The organism is Hongsoonwoonella zoysiae (assembly GCF_013266695.1).
GTDB lineage: Bacteria > Pseudomonadota > Alphaproteobacteria > Rhizobiales > Stappiaceae > Hongsoonwoonella > Hongsoonwoonella zoysiae.
In genome coordinates, this window is sequence record NZ_JABRXF010000002.1 from 149,739 (window position 1) to 167,014 (window position 17,276).

Genomic DNA, 17,276 nt, shown 5'->3' on the forward strand with positions numbered 1-17,276 from the left:
GCTAAGCCCCTTCGCCATCCTCAAACAGTTCCCGCACCGTTGCCACGGGCAAGAACATCCGAAGTGGGTTTGAGGGGAGGGGCTGGAAACCATAGCCCGCATAGAGCTTTGTTCGTCGTTCGACGAGTTGCGGATTTCCGTCGGCCAGCACATCCAGGATGATGACGGCAATGCCTACCTGCTCCGCCGCCTGCGCGACACGCAAGAGCGCATCGACCAGCAGATCTCCACCGAAGCCCTGACCGGCATAGCGCCGATCCACCCCGATCATGGACAGGAACGCCGCCGGGATGGAGCCATGCGCCGGCCGGGTTCTCGCGTATTTCTTCGGCAAGTCCCGATAATCGATTGCATGGGCGTTGAGCGCATAGAAGCCTATGACCGCGCCGTCCGGTGCGGTCATCACGTAGACGCGGGCATTGTCCGCCTTCGCCAGCTTGTTGGCCGTTTTCCTGAAGAAATTATCGACCTGCTCGACACCGCAGGAAAAAGCCGTTCGATCATGCTTGTCCGGATCGAACGGCTCTATGGTAACTTTTCGAAGGGTGTCGTCGCTCACTTCGACAGGACGCGCGACTTATGGCGGGCAAACGCGGCCTTGAGCTTTTCTGTCGGCTGCGGTGGCGTGTCCAGCGCATCGAAGAAGGCGGCATGATCGACCGGCGCAAGCACGGTGCGTTCATGCGCGGCTATCGTTTCGAGCGCGGACTGATAGGCGGCATTCATCGTGAACACGCTATCGTCCACCCCGCTGAGAGCCGCCGCACGCTTGATCGCCTGCTTGATGTGCGGCTTGGTGCGGAAGCTCATCCGCTCGCTCGCCCGCTCGTCAATGTCCTTCGTGGTGTCGTGGAACGGGCGCATGGCCGTTTTCCTCAAGTTCTGATGTATGAAATGTACGCCACGAAGGCGTACATTTCAATGGCCGAAGATGCGGCGTGCAACCACGACAAGGAATCCGGCACGGCGGGGGCGACTGAACCGCTCCGGACCTGCCGGAGTTTGTATATTCAGGCGATGCGGCTACATCCGTAGACCAAGCGGAGGCGGGGAGGGCGATGCATCACCGGGACTTGTCCGAAAAACACTGGACATTGAGGGCCGGGAGTGGTTCCTGACACGCCACGTCGCCAAGATACCCAAGACACCCAAATCCGAGAAAGACGACACGGTCATGGCCGCTCCAAACATCCTGATCATCGACGCCCGCTTTTATGAGGATATCGCCGACGCGCTGCTGGAAGGCGCGAGCGACGTGCTGGAAGGTGCGGGCGCGCGCTACACCCGCATTTCCGTGCCCGGCGTGCTGGAAATTCCGGCGGCCCTTGCCATGGCCCTTGCGGCGATGGAAAACGGCACCGCCGACTATGATGGCTTCGTGCTGCTGGGCTGTGTCATTCGCGGGGAAACCTCGCACTATGATATCGTGGCGAATGAATCCGCGCGCGCGGTCATGGAGCTGGTGATCGATGCGGCCCTTCCGCTTGGAAACGGCATTCTGACGGTGGAAAATCGCGAACAGGCGATGGTGCGGGCCGACAAGACGCAGAAGAACAAGGGCGGAAGTGCCGCGCAGGCCGCGCTCGACATGATCAGGGTCCGGGACGAACTGGGCGTTTGAACGAGAAGATGACCGACAAGACTTCCAAACCGCGACCGGGCGAGCCGAAACCCGCCAACAAGCGCGGTGCCGCGCGGCTTGCCGCCGTGCAGGCGCTTTACCAGATGGATGTGGGCGGGGTGCGCCTGTCCGACGTGCTGGGCGAATTCGAGGCATACCGTCTGGGACAGGAGATCGACGGCGACCAGTACCGCGATGCCGATCCGGCGTGGTTCCGCGATCTCGTTTCCGGCGTCGTTGCCGATCAGCGCGTGCTCGATCCGGAAATCCACAAGGCTTTGGCCGAAGACTGGCCGCTGAAGCGCATCGACACCACGCTGCGCGCGATCCTGCGCGCGGGCGGCTTCGAGCTTTTGCGCCGCAAGGACGTGCCGGCCAAAGTGGTGATCAACGAATATATCGACATCGCCAAGGCGTTTTACGAAGGCGACGAGGCGCGCATGGTGAACGGCGTGCTCGACAAGCTGGCGCACCGGCTGCGCTCCGGCGAATTCGGCGACGCGGGCGAGGACGCCTGATGGGCGATAAAAGGCCCGGCGAATTCGAACTGATCGCCAAGTATCTGGCGCCTCTCGCCACCGACCCCGGCAGCCTTGCGCTGACCGACGATGCCGCCGTCATCCCCTCCTGGCCCGGACAGGACCTGGTGCTGACCAAGGACATGCTGGCGGCGGGCATCCACTTCTTTCCCGACGATCCGCCGGCGGCGATCGCGGCGAAGGCGCTGAGGGTGAACCTGTCCGACCTTGCCGCCAAGGGCGCGGAGCCGAAGGGCTATCTGCTGGGCCTTGGCTTGCCGGGCGACTGGAGCGAAAGTTTTCTCGCCGAATTCTGCCAGGGGCTGAAGGCGGAGCAGGAGACTTTCGGCATCACGCTTTACGGCGGCGATACCATCCGCTCGCCCGACGGGTTTTTCGTCTCCATCACGGCGATAGGCACGCTGCCGGAGGGAACGGGCGTGCGCCGCAGCGGCGCGAAGCCGGGCGATGCCATCTTTCTGACCGGCACGATCGGCGATGCCGCGCTTGGCCTCAAGCTCAGGCTCAAGCCGGAACTGGCCGAAACACTGCAGCTTTCCGATGCCGACCGAAGCCACCTGGAAAACCGCTATCTTGTGCCGCGCCCGCGGGTGAAAGCGTCCGGGGCGGTGCGAAACCACGCCAATGCGGCGGTGGATCTTTCCGACGGGCTTGCCGCCGACCTCGCCCACATCTGCGAGGCGTCCGGCGTGTCGGCCAGGGTGGATATCGAGAAGCTGCCGATCTCCAAGGCGATATTCTCGGTCATCACGAAGGATGCCGCCGAGCTTGGCACCTGCATCGCCGGCGGCGACGACTACGAGATCCTCGCCTGCGTGCCGGCGGAACGGGCCGAGCAATTCGCGGCGGAACTGAAAGCTGCCGGCGTGCCCGCGCGCCAGATCGGCGAGATTGCCGAAGGCGAGCGAAAGGTCGATTTCCTGCAAGGCGGGCGCGTGATCGATTTCGCGGCGATTACGGGCTTCAAGCATTTTTGAGGCGCTATTGTTTGAATTAATCAGCCTTTGTCACTTCGGGAAGCTGGTCAATATCAAGTGCGATAGCCTGAGCTCCTTCAAGGCTTAGGCTATCGTCCGCGGTGAAGTGACTGAAGTAGCTTGATGAAGCTGCTGCGCAATGATCGGGCTGCATCATAAGCCACTGAGATATCGCACGACATCGGACTGAATAGAACTTTTTGCATAATCGATCGCGGTCGATCCATCGTTCGAGCTTTTCGATACCTCAGCGCCGCTTTCGACAAGAAACCGAGCGTTCTCAAGATTGCCGGCAATAGCTGCCATCATCAGTGCAGTTTTTCCATGTTTATTAGTGGCATTCGGGTCGGCGCCTTTCCCAACAAGAAGCTCCAGCATAGCGGCGTTTTGAGGCCGCCACGCCGCTTTCATCAGTGCTGTCTCTCCAACCTCATTAATTCCCCCATTTTGGCTTTTATTCACATCGGCGCCGAGTCGTATTAACTCCTCGGCCATGCGCACCGATCCTTTTTTCGCAGCGACCATCAACGGCGTTCGCCCTGCGGCGTCGGGTTGAGACACATCCGCGCCAGCCTCTATCAGTCGGTCGAATATCTCTTCGCGCCCCATCGATATGGACCATAACAGCGCACTGCAACCCACCCCATTCGTAGCGTCAGGATCTCCGCCGCGGTCTAAAATGGTATCGAGATCGTCGATCTTGTTTCGCGCAACCGCTATCATAAGTGGTGTGGTAATTTGTGGTTTTTCAATATTCCCGCTGATATGTCCTTCCGCAGCACGTATGATCCAGTCGTCGGAGAACCGGCCACTAGCCCATAGCGATGCGACGCATCCATTCGATTGTACGCGGACAAATGTCACACCCAACTGCAGCTTTGAATTAGTAATTGGGTCCGTTTCGCTCGTTGCTGTATTCGGAAGCGCGGTCAGCGCCGCCACTATCAAGAGATTTTTCCAAAACGTGTTTTGCATTATCGCATATCCTGTCAAAATTATAGAAAGTCATCATCAGTTCGGCTGTTAAATTTCAGGTATCTCACGTTTTATTATGCGGACCGTTCTGTTCTGCCGAGCGCCAATCGTTTGGCTTATATTCTCCGCGCGGCCGCCTATTGCCAAGAAACAATTCTTTTAAGCAACCGTACGCTTTCGCGATGCGCTTGGCGCACGCGGGCCGGAATGACGACGGAGAGGATGAGCGATCGCTTTCACGCCGGTAACTCGTTTCATGGACTTCCTGCTGGCCAAGTAGTTGCAAGCCCTTTAAACAAATGGCTTTCGAGGGTCGGGTGCCGAAGGTGCCCGGCCTGAAATTCGTTTGAGGACGGCAATGACGGCGATCCCCTCCGCAACGGCTTTCATCGACGACAGGCTGGCGAAACGAAACGCCATGCTGCTGGCGGTCGCGCAGGCGCTGGGTGGGGCGGCGGCTTCCATCGTCATCGCCACCGGATCGCTGGTCGGGGCGAGCCTGCTCGGCTCCGACAAGTCGCTGGCGACGCTGCCCGTTTCCTGCTTCGTGCTGGGCACGGCCTTCGGCACGCTGCCGGCGGGCGCGATCATGCACCGCTTCGGGCGGCGCGCCGGCTTCATGGGGGCATCGCTTTTCGGCGCGTCAGCCTCGATAGTCGCGGCCTATGCGGTCTTTAAGGCCGATTTCTGGCTGTTTTGCCTTGCGGTGCTCTGCACCGGCTTCGTCGGCGCCTTCGTACAGCAGTTCCGCTTCGCAGCCGCCGATACGGCGAGCGAGGGCTTCAAGCCGAAGGCGATTTCCTGGGTTCTGGCGGGCGGCGTGCTGGCCGGCATCGTAGGCCCGCAGACCGTGATCTGGACCAAGGATCTTTTCTCGCCGATCCTTTTTGCCGGAACCTATCTGGCGCAAGGCGGGCTTGCGCTCGTCTCATTCACCGTCCTTTCGTTCCTGCGCATTCCGAAGCCCGTTCGCGGCGAGACGAAAGCGAAGGGCCGCCCGCTCGGCGAGATCGTGGCGCAGCGACGCTTCCTCGTTGCGGCGGCCTGCGCGATCACCACCTACGCGCTGATGAGCCTCGTCATGACGGCGACACCCCTTGCCATGATCGGCTGCGGGTTGAGCGAGACGGATGCGGCGCTTGCCATCCAGTGGCACGTATTGGCGATGTTCGGTCCGAGCTTCTTCACCGGCAACCTGATTTCGCGAATCGGCAAGGAGCGTACCGTCGCGCTTGGCCTTTTGCTGCTTGCAGGGTGTTCGGCCGTAGCGCTTTCGGGCCTTGACGTCGCGAATTTCTGGGCAGCGCTCGTCCTGCTAGGCCTCGGCTGGAATTTCGCCTTCATCGGCGCGACCTCGATGCTGACCGACACTTACCGCCACGAGGAGCGCACGCGCGTTCAGGCCGTTAACGACTTTCTGGTCTTCGGCTTTGTCGCAGCAGCGTCTTTTTCTTCCGGGAAGCTGCTGCACACCTTCGGCTGGGGCAGCGTGAACCTGCTTGTCTTCCCCTTCACGGCGCTTTGCGTTGTCCTGCTTGTCTGGCTGGTGACGGGCGAAAGAAAAGCTGTTGCTTCCTAGCACTGTTTCCCAACGTTAGTTCCTCCCACTCGAAAGTCCAGCTTGACGGCTGACGCAGGCCGGATACCGTTTCCGCACCGGCGACAAAGACAAAAACAATTCGCCGTCCGGAATCATCCTTGTAGGGGGGAGCTTATGACAGAGCTCGTATTAGTCGTATTATGTGGGTTGTTGTCCGTCGCCTACGGCATATGGGCCATCCGGTCCGTCATGGCGTCGGACGCAGGCAATGAACGGATGCAGGAAATCGCCGGCGCCATTCAGGAAGGCGCGCAGGCGTACCTCACCCGCCAATATTCGACGATCGCCGTCGTCGGCGTCGTCATCTTCGTCATCGGTGTGTTTCTCCTGGGGCTCCCCGTTGCAATCGGCTTCGCCATCGGCGCGGTGCTTTCCGCCGCAGCGGGCTTCATCGGCATGCTCGTCTCCGTACGCGCGAACGTGCGGACCGCGCAAGCGGCGAGCCAGTCTCTTGCCGCGGGCCTTGAGATCGCCTTCAAATCCGGCGCGGTGACGGGGATGCTTGTTGCCGGTCTCGCGCTTCTTGGCGTTGCCGTCTACTTCATGATCCTCACGCAATTCGCCGGCTACGCGCCAACCGACCGCGTGGTGATCGACGCGCTGGTGGCGCTCGGCTTCGGCGCCTCGCTGATCTCGATCTTCGCGCGTCTCGGCGGCGGCATCTTCACCAAGGGTGCGGACGTCGGCGGCGATCTTGTGGGCAAGGTGGAAGCCGGCATTCCCGAGGACGATCCGCGCAACCCGGCGACAATCGCCGACAACGTGGGCGACAACGTCGGCGATTGCGCCGGCATGGCCGCCGACCTGTTCGAGACCTATGCGGTGACCGTGGTCGCGACCATGGTGCTCGCCTCGATCTTCTTCACCGGCGGGGCCGCGATCGACCTGATGCTGCTTCCGCTCGTCATCGGCGCGGCCTGCGTGGTGACCTCGATCATCGGCACGTTCTTCGTGAAGCTCGGCGCCAACAACTCGATCATGGGCGCTCTCTACAAGGGTTTCGTGGCAACCGCCGTGCTCTCCGCGGTGGCGCTGTTCGCCGTCATCGCGCTGTGGCTCGGCCTGGGGACCGAGTACTCCAGCGCCGTTGCCGGCAGCTTCACCGGATTTGGGCTGTTCCTGTGCGGCCTTGTGGGGCTCGTCGTGACCGGCCTCATCATCTGGGTGACGGAATATTACACCGGCACGGACTACCGCCCGGTGCGCTCCATCGCCCAAGCCTCGGTGACGGGCCACGGCACGAACGTGATCCAGGGGCTTGCCGTCTCGCTGGAGGCAACCGCGCTGCCGGCGATCATCATCATCGCGGGCATATTGTTCTCCTTCAATATCGCGGGTCTTTTCGGCATCGCCATCGCGGTGACGACGATGCTGGCGCTCGCCGGCATGGTGGTTGCGCTCGACGCATTCGGTCCGGTGACGGACAATGCAGGCGGCATCGCCGAAATGGCGGGCCTGCCCGACGAGGTGCGCTCCACGACGGATGCGCTCGACGCGGTGGGCAACACCACCAAGGCGGTGACCAAGGGCTATGCCATCGGCTCCGCCGGCCTCGGAGCGCTGGTTCTCTTCGCGGCCTATACGTCGGATCTCAAGTTCTTCGCCGAACAGCAGGCGGGAACCGGCGGCTTCTTCGATGGCGTCCAGGTGGATTTCTCGCTGTCGAACCCCTATGTCGTCGTCGGCCTCCTGTTCGGCGGCCTTTTGCCCTACCTCTTCGGCGGGCTTTCCATGACGGCGGTCGGGCGCGCGGGCAGCGCGGTGGTGCAGGAAGTGCGCCGCCAGTTCCGCGAAAAACCCGGCATCATGGAGGGAACCGAAAAGCCGGATTACGGGCGGGCAGTCGACATGCTGACCAAGGCGGCGATCCGCGAGATGATCGTGCCCTCGCTCCTGCCGGTGCTCTCGCCCATCGTGGTCTATTTCGTCATCGCGGCGATTGCGGGCAAGGACAACGGCTTTGCCGCCCTTGGCGCGATGCTGCTCGGCGTGATCGTGACCGGGCTCTTCGTCGCCATTTCCATGACGGCGGGCGGCGGCGCCTGGGACAACGCCAAGAAATCTTTCGAGGACGGTTTCGTCGACAAGGACGGAACGCGCCACGAGAAGGGGTCGGAAGCGCACAAGGCCTCGGTGACCGGCGATACCGTCGGCGATCCTTACAAGGATACGGCGGGGCCCGCCGTGAACCCGATGATCAAGATCACCAATATCGTGGCGCTTCTGCTGCTCGCGGTGCTGGCGCACTGATCGTACGGAAGATGAAAAAACACCCCTCGCGAGATCCTCGCGAGGGGTTTTTCGTTGGTTCAACCGTCCCGATTACAGACAGAGCGGATTAAAGGCCGAGCGTCGGGTTCTGAGCGCCCCTCAGGATCTGCGTCAGGAAGCCGTAATCCTCGCCGCCCGTGCGCGTCTTGCGGGTCAGGATGTCGACGACCTTGCCGTCTTCCAGGCTGTAGAAGCCGACATCGCGCACGAAGCCGTCATCGTCGAAATAAACCGCGACCACGCGCTGCTCCACCACTTTCGGGGGCAGAAAGGCGGTCGTCTCCGTGATCTGAGAAATGTAATAATAGGCATCGCCGTTAAGGCGCGACGTGGTCGACGGGGAACCGAGCACCAGTTCGACCTGCTCGCGGCTGGAGCCGATCTGTACGTCCTGAACCGTATCCGGCGAGATGACATGACCATGAGTCAGTGTCGTGGTAAAACATCCGCCGAGAGGAAGAGCGAGCGCGCTTGCCAGAACCGCGCCGCGTAGCCATGACTTCATCTGTAATCACCCTGTGCCGTCTGCCTTCGCCGTTCTTGGCAAACTCCCTAACCTGCGATAGGCCACTTGGCAACTGTGGTCGGAGTGAGGCGTGAAATGGTGTTCGGATTTTTCCGCAAGCGCGAGAATCCATCGGTCTATGAGGTTTACAACAAGATCGTGGAACAGGCGCGCCGGCCGCATTTCTACGAAGTCTTGCGCGTGCCGGACACGATCGACGGGCGCTACGACCTTGTCGTGCTGCATGCGATCCTTGTTTTCTATCGTCTCGGCAAGGAAAAGGAGGAAAAAGCGGCCGCCTTTTCCCAGGAGGTGTTCGACCTTTTCTTCAAGGATATGGACCGGAACTTGCGCGAACTGGGCGTGGGCGACGTGATCGTGCCGAAGAAGATCAAGAAGATGGCCGAAATGTTCTATGGGCGCGCGGGGGTTTACACCGAGGCGATCGAGATGGGAGACCATGAGGCGCTGACGCGCGCGATCGACCGTAACATCTTTCCCGAGGACGGAGATCCGGTGGCGGCAAGCGCGATTGCCGCTTATATGGGGGCGACGACGGAAAACCTGAAAAAGCAACCGCTCGACAGCCTGCTTTCAGGCGATATCGCCTGGATCGACGAGACCGCCTTTACCGCATAAAGAAAAGAACCATGCCGGAATTTACTCCTCCCGTCTCGCGTGTGCGGGACGTCACCCGTATCGGCGACAAGCCCGAAACCGCCAGCATTCGCCTGAGCGAGGAAGAAAGCGCCGCTATGGTCGCCGCATACGGCCTTGTGGAGCTGCCGTCGTTCGATGTCGAAATGGAACTGAGGCCATGGCGAAAAACCGGAGTGGCCGTGAAAGGCCAACTGCGGGCCACGGCCGTGCAGGAATGTGTCGTCACGCTTGAACCGGTGACGCAGGAGATCGACGAAACATTTCAGGTGCGCTTCCTGCCGGAGGAGGAAGCGGCGCGCGCAGTCCCGCGCGTGGAGGATGCCGAAATCGACGTCGACTTCGAAAGGGACGATCCGCCGGAGGCGATCATTGGCGGGTCGATCGACCTTGGCGCGGTGGCCTGCGAACAGTTCGCGCTGATGCTCGACCCCTTCCCGAGAGCCAGTGGCGCGGGATCGCCCGACGGGATCGTGGCACGGGCGGGAGGCGACGAGGGGAAAGACGAACGGCCGCCTTCGCCCTTCGCCGCGCTGCAGGCGCTCAAGGACAAGACGGGCATGCCGGATTAGAATTTCGAGCGAACAGAATCCGGTTGTCTCCGCTTGCGAAACGGGTATGTTCCGGCTTCCCGGTGCGCCTTCGCGGGCGTCCGGAGTTTAGGACGTTGCCCGAGTCTGCGAGAATCAATCAAGCTGCACTGAAGAAAAAGTAAGGGCAGTTGGACCCCGGGGCGCTGGTTTTGATCGCTCTGCCGATCGGCGCTGGAGCACCGAAAAGTGGCTGCCCCGCGCGGTGGCGCGCGAAGAGGAAAGGCCGAACGGCAAGACACGATATATGGCGGATACCATTACGATATCGCTCGACGCCATGGGTGGAGACAATGGCGCCGATGTCGTCATTCCGGGAGCGGCAATCGCGCTGGAACGGCGGCCGAACGCAAGATTTGCCATTTATGGCAACGAAAAGATCGTCCTGCCGATCCTTGAGCGTTATCCCGCACTGAAGGCGGCTTCGACCTTCCACCATTGCGACATTGCCGTCGCCATGGACGCAAAGCCGAGCCAGGCACTGCGCCAGGGGCGCTGGAAATCCAGCATGTGGCGCTCTCTGGAGGCGGTGAAGACCGGCGAGGCGCATGTGGCCGTTTCCGCCGGCAACACCGGCGCGCTGATGGCCATGTCGAAATTCTGCCTCAGGACGATGGCGAATATCGAGCGCCCGGCAATCGCCGCAATCTGGCCGACGATGCGTGGCGAATCCATCGTCCTCGACGTGGGCGCGACGATCGGCGCGGATGCCCAGCAGCTGATCGATTTCTCCATTCTCGGCGGCGCGATGGCACGTGCGCTCTTCAGCATCGAGAGGCCGAGCGTCGGGCTCCTGAACATCGGCGTGGAAGAGGTGAAAGGCCTCGAAGAAGTGCGGACGGCCGGGCGGCTCCTGCGCGATGCGGGGCTTCCTTCGCTCGATTATGCCGGCTTCGTGGAAGGCGACGACCTCGGCAAGGGCACAGTCGACGTGGTGGTGACCGAAGGCTTCGCCGGCAACATCGCGCTCAAGACGGCGGAAGGCACAGCCAAGCAGATCGGCGAATACCTTCGCTCCGCGATGAAGCGCACATTTCTGGCGAAACTGGGTTATATACTGGCGAAAAGCGCATTCGACCGGCTGCGCGACAGGATGGACCCGCGCAAGGTGAACGGCGGCGTGTTCCTCGGCCTCAACGGCATCGTCATCAAGAGCCACGGAGGGACGGATGCCGAAGGCTTCGCCGCCGCCGTCGAACTTGCATATGAAATGCAGCGTAACAAACTGCTGGACAAGATCTCACAGGATCTCGTGCATTATCATCGCGGCCGTTTTGCCGGCGCGACGGAAGGTGTGAAGTGACGGTAACGCGATCGGTGGTTCTGGGCACGGGAAGCTACCTGCCCGCAAAACGGCTCACAAATGAAGACTTGGCAAAGATGGTCGACACGTCGGACGAATGGATCGTCCAGCGAACGGGCATCAAGGCCCGCCATATCGCGGCCGAGGGCGAGATGACGTCGGACCTGGCGGTAGAAGCGGCGAAAAGGGCGCTGGAAGCGGCGGGCGTGGCGCCCGAAAGCATCGACCTCATCATCCTTGCAACCGCGACGCCGGACAACACCTTTCCCGCATCCTCCGTCACGGTGCAGGCAAAGCTCGGCATCACGGCGGGTTTCGCCTTCGACGTTCACGCGGTCTGTTCGGGCTTCGTCTATGCCATGGCGACCGCGGACGCCTATATCCGCGGCGGCCTCGCCCGGCGGGTGCTGGTGATCGGCGCGGAGACCTTCTCGCGTATCCTCGACTGGAACGACCGCACGACCTGCGTGCTCTTCGGAGACGGGGCAGGCGCTGTCGTGCTTGAAGGACAGGAAGGCGAGGGGACGGCTTTCGACCGGGGTATTCTATCGTCGCACCTGCGCTCCGACGGGCGGCACAAGGAAAAGCTTTACGTGGATGGTGGCCCTTCCTCGACGCAGACCGTCGGCACGCTGAAGATGGAAGGGCGCGAGGTCTTCAAGCACGCGGTCTCCATGATTACCGACGTGATCGAGGACGCTTTCGACGATACGGGCATTTCTGCGGATAACCTCGACTGGTTCGTGCCGCACCAGGCGAACCGGCGCATCATCGACGCGAGCGCCAAGAAGCTCGGCATCGCGCCCGAAAAGGTGGTGGTGACGGTCGACGAGCACGGAAACACCTCCGCCGCGTCCATTCCGCTTGCGCTTGACGCGGCGGTGCGCGACGGGCGCATCAAACGGGGCCAGACGGTGCTTCTGGAGGCGATGGGAGGCGGCTTTACCTGGGGATCGGTGATGCTTCGCTGGTAAAAGAGCCACTGGAGGCGAGTTTTTTCCATTTTTCGCACAACGTCCGCTGGAAGCTGTTGACCGTATCCCTCTGAACCAATACCGTAATTCGCAACTTCAAAGACTTGTGTCATATAAAAGCCAGATCTTTGATCCTGGCCAAGGAGGGGCCATGGGCGGTAAGACGGTTACTCGCGCGGATCTCTGCGAAGCGGTCTACCAGAAGGTGGGGCTATCGCGATCCGAATCCGCTGAACTCGTGGAAAGCGTCCTGTCGGAAATTGCGGATTGCCTGGTGACGGGCGAAGCGGTGAAACTTTCCTCATTCGGGTCTTTCGTCGTCCGGTCCAAGGGGGAAAGGATCGGGCGCAATCCGAAAACCGGCGAAGAAGTGCCGATTTCACCGCGCCGGGTCATGGTTTTCAAACCATCAAACGTGCTGAAACAGCGCATCAACGAGGCCTTGTCCTACGTGGGTGTGGCGGACTGACCGTTCGCTCGTCCAGCGAAAGCAAAGCCGGCATTTCCTGAAACCGTCCCGACAGGGTGACCCACAAGGCTGACATCTACCGGTGAGCACGGACAAAAGCCCCGACGCATTCCGTACCATCAGCGAAGTGGCGGATTCGCTCGACCTGCCGCAGCATGTCCTGCGGTTCTGGGAAACGCGATTTTCACAGATCAAGCCGCTGAAGCGCGGCGGCGGCAGGCGGTATTACCGGCCTGACGATGTCGAGCTCCTGCGCGGTATCCGCCACCTTCTCTACAACGAAGGCTACACGATCAAGGGCGTGCAACGGATCCTGAAGGAACAGGGGCCGCGGTTCGTCATGCAGATCTGGCGTGAAGACGCGATCGCGGTGCCTGTGGCAGCCGTCGCGCCGGCAGGCGGGGGCGGTGGTGAAGGCGCCGGACGTTACGAGGCGCCCGACGACGACCGTGCCTACCGTTCGCCGCGGGCACGGCAGGCCGCCGGGGCCGGCGAAACGGAGGATGAGAGCGGGGAGCCCCGCACCGCCGAGCCGGGTGGGGAAGACGACCAGGAACCTGCGCCGCGCGATGTCCTCGTCGGCGATGACGAAGGCGGCCAGCGCGGGGGCCTGCGCTTTATGGACCGTCTCTGGCGCGAACGCTCCGAGCCTCAGGCCGGCGGTCAGCTTTCAAAAGACGACATACGTCGCATGCAGGCCACGCTTTTCGAACTTCTGGAGTGCAAGCGCATTCTCGATCAGGCGCGGTAAGGGGGGCGACGCTGAAGCGGCGGTTCATCGCACATACAATCCCGCCGCAATCCTTTAAAACAGCTCCTGAAAAGCACCCAAATCTAAATGGTGGATCACCTGCCGCTTCGACCGCCATCTACGGGAAGCGCGATTCCGGTGATATGCGAGGCGTCGTCACTGACAAGGAACGCGATGGTGGCGGCGACTTCCTCGGGCGTTGCCATTGCGCCCATGGGCGAGCGCGCCGCAAGCTCCGCGCGAAACCGGTCGGGGTTATCGCTTGTGGCAACGAGAGCGTCGATGATGGGCGTGCCGGTCGCGCCCGGACAGACGCAGTTCACCCGAATGTTTTCATGGACATGATCGACGGCCAGCGCAAGCGTCATCGCCAGTATGCCGCCTTTGGACGTCGCGTAGGCCACTTGCCTGGGCACGCCGCGAATTGCTGCGAAGGAGGCGAGGTTGACGATCACGCCGCCGCCGCGCCGACGGAGAAGGGGGATCGCCTTGCGGCAGCCCAAAAATGTGCCGTAGAGATTAGTCTCGCTGATGAAATCCCAGAGTTCGCGAGTGGTATCCTCCGCACTGGCGACGCGGTGCACGCCTGCGTTGTTAACCAGAATATCAAGTCCGCCGTGCGCCGTTTCGGTTTGCGCCAGGACGCGGTCCCAATCGGCCTCGCTCCGCACGTCCAGCAGCTGACCGTCGAATCTGCCGACGGATGAGAGCTGATTTCGGTCGAAAACGGCGGCGACGACGACCGCGCCTTCCGCCGCAAGACGCCCTGCGGTGGCGAGCCCGATCCCGCTGCCGGCACCCGTTACGATTGACACCTTGCCCGAAAAACGCTTTGCCATCGCATTATCCCCGCGCCGTGCCCGTTTCTCGGACGAGCAGCCGGAACAAGGACTATTTTAGACGAAATAAGGAAAACCCGCGTGTATTTACGCGAGAAGGCAGGAATGACGATTTTTTCGAGAAATGGTCGGGCAGGCCGGATTTGAACCGACGACCCCTTCACCCCCAGTGAAGTGCGCTACCAGGCTGCGCTACTGCCCGTCAGGAAACGGTGATCTCTACCTATCCGCTTCATGACGCGCGCGCAAGGGGCCTTGAAACGGCGGTGGATATTCTTTTTCCCTTCCACAGCTGTTAGAGCGCGTCTCGTTTAATCGGACGCGCCGGACGCGCTCTATGTATTTAATATTTCGCATGTCCTTGTCCCAAAACCGGTTCACACTTTTGGGGGACATGCTCTGGCGCGCAGACGGCGCAGCACGTCGGATTCCGCCGCGATGAGGCCCCAGGCGAGGCCCACCAGCATGTACATATGCCGCCAGTGGTCCGTATCGATGACGACGGCAATCAAGGCATGGCCGAAAAAGACGACGAAAATGCACTGCGCGAAAGGTTGCCATTCGCGCGTCTGGAAGACCAACGGAAACAGGCGCGCAAGTGTCCACACCATCAGGATCAGGTACGAAAAGCCGCCGAGCCAGCCGTAGCTCGTAAACGCCTTTAGGTAGGAGTTGTGCTCGTCCTCGGGGAAGAAGTTGCGAAACTCCAGCGCGCCAAGGCCAAGCGGCTTGTCCATGATCATTTCAAAACCGGCGGCGTGACGCGCGAAACGGCCAAGGCGGGAGGCGTCATAGTCCTGCACCAGCCGGGCACGCTCTTCAAACAGCGACGAGACCGTGTCGAAAGACAGAGCAACGGCGAGAAGCGCGATCAGGAAAGCGGTGCCGGCGATCGCAAGGCCGACGAGCCTCGCCCGCCGTGAAATGCTTTTTTCCCCGATGAAGACCAGAAGATAGAGGCCAAGCCCGGCAAAGGCGAGAAGTCCCCATGCCGCGCGCGAGAAGGACAGGAAGATCGCCAGCACCAGAAGCGCTGTAAGCGCAATCGCGCCAAGGCATTCCCGCAAGGGACGGGTGAGGATATCGCGAATGAGAAAGGCCGCCGGAAGCACGAGGAACGGCCCGAAGACGTTCGGGTCCTCGAAGGTTCCCTTCGCCCGGTCGTAAAGTGTGAAAAGCTCCGCTCCCGGAATGAGGCCGAAATAGCCCAGAATGCCGATGCCGCCGACCAAGGCGCTGCTTGCCACATAGGCGCTGCGGATAACGTTCAGGCGCCGTGGGTCCTCCGCCACGACGGCGGCGTAGAAGATTGCGGTGATCACCAGAAAGCCGCTGACGGCGATATACATGGCCGCCTGGCCGATATTGCCCGCGACCGTGACCGAAAGCAGGCCGCCGGCGATATAGACCAGGTAGCAGACGACCATCGGCCCGATGCCGGATGAAAGCTTGAGCCCGAAGAAGGCCCAGACGCTGACGAGCACCAGCATGAAAAGCTCATACGGGGCTGGCTCGCGGATCACGAAGCCGCCGAGGAATACCGCAACCCAAAGGGAGGCCAGAGACAGGCCGGCGGCCGTGGGCCTGACTGGAGAACGAAAAGTGTGTGTGAAGGGGGGCGCCGGGGCGCTGAACGTGCTCAATAGGCGTTTTCCGTATTGAGCAGGGCGAAGGGGGTGCGAAGCAGAATGTATAGGTCGAACAGCACCGACCAGTTCTCGATGTAGTAAACGTCGAACTCCACGCGCTTCTGGATCTTCTCGGGCGTATCTACCTCGCCACGCCAGCCGTTGATCTGCGCCCAGCCGGTCACGCCGGGGCGGACCTTGTGACGGGCGTAATAACCGTCGACGACCTGTTCCCAAAGACGCTCGTTGGTGTGAGCGTTGACGGCATGCGGGCGCGGGCCGACGAGCGAAAGCTCGCCCCGCAGCACGTTGAAGAGCTGCGGCAGCTCGTCGAGCGAGGTCTTGCGGATAAAGCGCCCGACAGGGGTGACGCGTGGATCGTTTTTTGTCACGACCTTCCTTGCCGCCGGGTCCGCCATGTCTTGGTACATGGAGCGGAATTTCAAGACGTTGATGACTTCATTGTTGAAGCCGTAGCGCTTTTGGCGAAAAAGCACCGGCCCCTTGCTGTCAAGACGGATGGCAGCCGCGACCGCAAGCATGACCGGGGACAGGACGGCCAGCAGAAGAGCGGAAAAAAGAAGGTCGAATACGCGCTTCGAAATCGCGTCCCAATCGGCGATCGGCTTTTCAACCACGTCGACGAAGGGAACCGTGCCGATGAAGGAGGATGCGCGCTCGCGAAAGCGCACCTTGTCGGTATGGGCCGACAGGCGGATATCGACGGGAAGCACCCAGAGCTTCTGGAGAAACTCCACCAGACGCTTTTCCGCGCGCAGCGGAATTGTGACGATGAGCATGTCGATGCGCGCGATACGGGCGAAGTTCACAAGATCCTTGATGGTGCCGAGCTTCGGGTACCCGGCAACGAGCGGAGGAGAACGATCATCGCCCCGATCGTCGAATATCCCGCAGATGCGGATGTCGTTGTCCGACTGGGCCTCGATCTCGTGGATAAGGTCGGCCGCCGCCTCTCCGCCGCCGACGATGATCGCGCGGCGTTCCAGCCGGCCCTTTTTCGTCCAGCCGCGCACGAAAACGGAAAGTACCGTGCGTGAAAGCGTCAATGCGATCAATGCGAACGCATACCACAACCCGAACCAGGCATTCGGCAATGCCTGAAGCGGCTTCAAGAACGTACCGGCGATGAGGAACACGGCGAAAACCATCGACCATGCGATCAGCGTGCGCCCGACTTGAGGCAAGACCGTGCGCATGACCGGGATCTGGTAGCAATCCGCCGCCTGGAAGAAGGCCGCCGAAAGCACGATTGCCGCAATCAGCGGGACGATGTGCATCCATCCCACCGAGGAGAGCCCCGGAACGGCAGAATGAAGGGTTGCAAGGCCAAGCCCGCCGACGATTACAAGGTCGATCAGGCGCAACGACCCGCCGAGCACGGACGGAGAGATCGTCGACGTTTGCAATGTACGGGCGATTTCGGCCGCGCGCGGTGGCAGGCGATGGTCTTCAAGCTCGTCCTGCCTGAAGCCCTCCGGATAGTGTGGATCGGTGCTGACCTCGTGCAGGTCGAACTTCTTGACCAGATTTCCCGAAGCATCGTTGTCGAACATCTT

Annotated in this window: 18 protein-coding genes and 1 tRNA gene; 11 read left to right on the forward strand and 8 right to left on the reverse strand. The window is 61.4% G+C overall.

The genetic code is table 11. The features are described 5' to 3' along the window. Window position 1: 1 nt before the first annotated feature. Window positions 2-559: an N-acetyltransferase gene (locus HPQ64_RS12010; RefSeq protein WP_172888749.1), complete on the reverse strand. Its 558-nt coding sequence runs from the start codon at window positions 557-559 to the stop codon at window positions 2-4. Then, the gene (locus HPQ64_RS12015; protein WP_172888750.1) at window positions 556-864 is read right to left on the reverse strand and encodes a type II toxin-antitoxin system TacA family antitoxin; all 309 of its coding nucleotides are present in this window, start codon (window positions 862-864) and stop codon (window positions 556-558) included. The genes HPQ64_RS12010 and HPQ64_RS12015 overlap by 4 nt, the downstream gene beginning before the upstream one ends. Window positions 865-1,174: 310 nt before the next feature. Here HPQ64_RS12015 and HPQ64_RS12020 point away from each other — a divergent pair, with 310 nt between their 5' ends. The 3 genes from HPQ64_RS12020 to thiL are packed head-to-tail and all read left to right on the forward strand — an operon-like array spanning window position 1,175 to window position 3,137. Next, the gene (locus HPQ64_RS12020; RefSeq protein WP_172888751.1) at window positions 1,175-1,621 is read left to right on the forward strand and encodes a 6,7-dimethyl-8-ribityllumazine synthase; all 447 of its coding nucleotides are present in this window, start codon (window positions 1,175-1,177) and stop codon (window positions 1,619-1,621) included. A gap of 8 nt (window positions 1,622-1,629) precedes the next feature. After that, window positions 1,630-2,139 (forward strand): transcription antitermination factor NusB, encoded by a 510-nt coding sequence (gene nusB / locus HPQ64_RS12025; protein ID WP_172888752.1) that lies wholly within the window; start codon window positions 1,630-1,632, stop codon window positions 2,137-2,139. Next, entirely contained in the window at window positions 2,139-3,137 is a 999-nt protein-coding gene (gene thiL / locus HPQ64_RS12030; RefSeq protein ID WP_172888753.1) for a thiamine-phosphate kinase, read from the forward strand. Before nusB ends, thiL begins: the two co-directional genes overlap by 1 nt. Before the next feature lie 153 nt (window positions 3,138-3,290). Here the strand turns inward: thiL and HPQ64_RS12035 are convergent, their stop codons facing one another. Further along, window positions 3,291-4,112, reverse strand: coding sequence for an ankyrin repeat domain-containing protein (locus tag HPQ64_RS12035; protein WP_172888754.1), 822 nt, complete (start codon window positions 4,110-4,112; stop codon window positions 3,291-3,293). Between the two features lie 358 nt (window positions 4,113-4,470). Here HPQ64_RS12035 and HPQ64_RS12040 point away from each other — a divergent pair, with 358 nt between their 5' ends. Both HPQ64_RS12040 and HPQ64_RS12045 read left to right on the forward strand, forming a co-directional pair. Next, a complete protein-coding gene (locus HPQ64_RS12040; RefSeq protein WP_172888755.1) occupies window positions 4,471-5,691 on the forward strand; it encodes an MFS transporter in 1,221 nt (406 codons plus the stop codon). A 135-nt stretch (window positions 5,692-5,826) separates the two neighbouring features. Then, window positions 5,827-7,962 carry a sodium-translocating pyrophosphatase gene (locus tag HPQ64_RS12045; RefSeq protein ID WP_172888756.1) on the forward strand — a complete coding sequence of 712 codons (2,136 nt, stop codon included), beginning with the start codon at window positions 5,827-5,829 and terminating at the stop codon, window positions 7,960-7,962. A gap of 88 nt (window positions 7,963-8,050) precedes the next feature. Here the strand turns inward: HPQ64_RS12045 and HPQ64_RS12050 are convergent, their stop codons facing one another. Next, window positions 8,051-8,488 (reverse strand): outer membrane protein assembly factor BamE, encoded by a 438-nt coding sequence (locus HPQ64_RS12050; RefSeq protein WP_172888757.1) that lies wholly within the window; start codon window positions 8,486-8,488, stop codon window positions 8,051-8,053. 96 nt (window positions 8,489-8,584) lie between these two features. Between HPQ64_RS12050 and HPQ64_RS12055 the strand changes: the two genes are divergently transcribed. The 6 genes from HPQ64_RS12055 to HPQ64_RS12080 all read left to right on the forward strand — a co-directional run bounded on the left by HPQ64_RS12055 (window position 8,585) and on the right by HPQ64_RS12080 (window position 13,232). Beyond that, window positions 8,585-9,127, forward strand: a complete 543-nt coding sequence (locus tag HPQ64_RS12055) for a ubiquinol-cytochrome C chaperone family protein (RefSeq protein WP_172888758.1) — start codon at window positions 8,585-8,587, stop codon at window positions 9,125-9,127. An 11-nt stretch (window positions 9,128-9,138) separates the two neighbouring features. Beyond that, window positions 9,139-9,717, forward strand: a complete 579-nt coding sequence (locus HPQ64_RS12060) for a DUF177 domain-containing protein (protein ID WP_172888759.1) — start codon at window positions 9,139-9,141, stop codon at window positions 9,715-9,717. Between the two features lie 265 nt (window positions 9,718-9,982). Then, window positions 9,983-11,038, forward strand: a complete 1,056-nt coding sequence (gene plsX / locus HPQ64_RS12065; RefSeq protein WP_172888760.1) for a phosphate acyltransferase PlsX — start codon at window positions 9,983-9,985, stop codon at window positions 11,036-11,038. Then, window positions 11,035-12,012 carry a beta-ketoacyl-ACP synthase 3 gene (locus tag HPQ64_RS12070; RefSeq protein ID WP_172888761.1) on the forward strand — a complete coding sequence of 326 codons (978 nt, stop codon included), beginning with the start codon at window positions 11,035-11,037 and terminating at the stop codon, window positions 12,010-12,012. Before plsX ends, HPQ64_RS12070 begins: the two co-directional genes overlap by 4 nt. Before the next feature lie 151 nt (window positions 12,013-12,163). Beyond that, window positions 12,164-12,481: an integration host factor subunit alpha gene (locus HPQ64_RS12075; RefSeq protein WP_172888762.1), complete on the forward strand. Its 318-nt coding sequence runs from the start codon at window positions 12,164-12,166 to the stop codon at window positions 12,479-12,481. Window positions 12,482-12,563: 82 nt separating this feature from the next. Beyond that, window positions 12,564-13,232, forward strand: coding sequence for a MerR family transcriptional regulator (locus tag HPQ64_RS12080; RefSeq protein WP_172888763.1), 669 nt, complete (start codon window positions 12,564-12,566; stop codon window positions 13,230-13,232). 95 nt (window positions 13,233-13,327) lie between these two features. On the opposite strand, the gene HPQ64_RS12085 is transcribed toward HPQ64_RS12080, so the two are convergent. From HPQ64_RS12085 to HPQ64_RS12100, 4 genes are all read right to left on the reverse strand, one after another. Then, a complete protein-coding gene (locus HPQ64_RS12085; protein ID WP_172888764.1) occupies window positions 13,328-14,071 on the reverse strand; it encodes an SDR family NAD(P)-dependent oxidoreductase in 744 nt (247 codons plus the stop codon). Between the two features lie 125 nt (window positions 14,072-14,196). Further along, window positions 14,197-14,273 (reverse strand) — tRNA-Pro (locus HPQ64_RS12090). A gap of 175 nt (window positions 14,274-14,448) precedes the next feature. Beyond that, window positions 14,449-15,714, reverse strand: coding sequence for an O-antigen ligase family protein (locus HPQ64_RS12095; RefSeq protein WP_172888765.1), 1,266 nt, complete (start codon window positions 15,712-15,714; stop codon window positions 14,449-14,451). Then, the gene (locus HPQ64_RS12100; protein ID WP_172888766.1) at window positions 15,711-17,273 is read right to left on the reverse strand and encodes an undecaprenyl-phosphate glucose phosphotransferase; all 1,563 of its coding nucleotides are present in this window, start codon (window positions 17,271-17,273) and stop codon (window positions 15,711-15,713) included. Before HPQ64_RS12100 ends, HPQ64_RS12095 begins: the two co-directional genes overlap by 4 nt. Between the last annotated feature and the right edge of the window lie 3 nt (window positions 17,274-17,276).

Bases quoted from the DNA above. Each gene is read 5' to 3' on its own strand.
- HPQ64_RS12075 (WP_172888762.1), top strand. From the start codon at position 12,164: ATGGGCGGTAAGACGGTTACTCGCGCGGATCTCTGCGAAGCGGTCTAC.
- thiL (WP_172888753.1), top strand. From the start codon at position 2,139: ATGGGCGATAAAAGGCCCGGCGAATTCGAACTGATCGCCAAGTATCTG.
- HPQ64_RS12085 (WP_172888764.1), bottom strand. From the start codon at position 14,071: ATGGCAAAGCGTTTTTCGGGCAAGGTGTCAATCGTAACGGGTGCCGGC.
- HPQ64_RS12100 (WP_172888766.1), bottom strand. From the start codon at position 17,273: ATGTTCGACAACGATGCTTCGGGAAATCTGGTCAAGAAGTTCGACCTG.
- HPQ64_RS12060 (WP_172888759.1), top strand. From the start codon at position 9,139: ATGCCGGAATTTACTCCTCCCGTCTCGCGTGTGCGGGACGTCACCCGT.
- nusB (WP_172888752.1), top strand. From the start codon at position 1,630: ATGACCGACAAGACTTCCAAACCGCGACCGGGCGAGCCGAAACCCGCC.
- HPQ64_RS12015 (WP_172888750.1), bottom strand. From the start codon at position 864: ATGCGCCCGTTCCACGACACCACGAAGGACATTGACGAGCGGGCGAGC.
- HPQ64_RS12050 (WP_172888757.1), bottom strand. From the start codon at position 8,488: ATGAAGTCATGGCTACGCGGCGCGGTTCTGGCAAGCGCGCTCGCTCTT.
- HPQ64_RS12055 (WP_172888758.1), top strand. From the start codon at position 8,585: ATGGTGTTCGGATTTTTCCGCAAGCGCGAGAATCCATCGGTCTATGAG.
- HPQ64_RS12045 (WP_172888756.1), top strand. From the start codon at position 5,827: ATGACAGAGCTCGTATTAGTCGTATTATGTGGGTTGTTGTCCGTCGCC.
- HPQ64_RS12035 (WP_172888754.1), bottom strand. From the start codon at position 4,112: ATGCAAAACACGTTTTGGAAAAATCTCTTGATAGTGGCGGCGCTGACC.
- HPQ64_RS12020 (WP_172888751.1), top strand. From the start codon at position 1,175: ATGGCCGCTCCAAACATCCTGATCATCGACGCCCGCTTTTATGAGGAT.
- HPQ64_RS12040 (WP_172888755.1), top strand. From the start codon at position 4,471: ATGACGGCGATCCCCTCCGCAACGGCTTTCATCGACGACAGGCTGGCG.
- plsX (WP_172888760.1), top strand. From the start codon at position 9,983: ATGGCGGATACCATTACGATATCGCTCGACGCCATGGGTGGAGACAAT.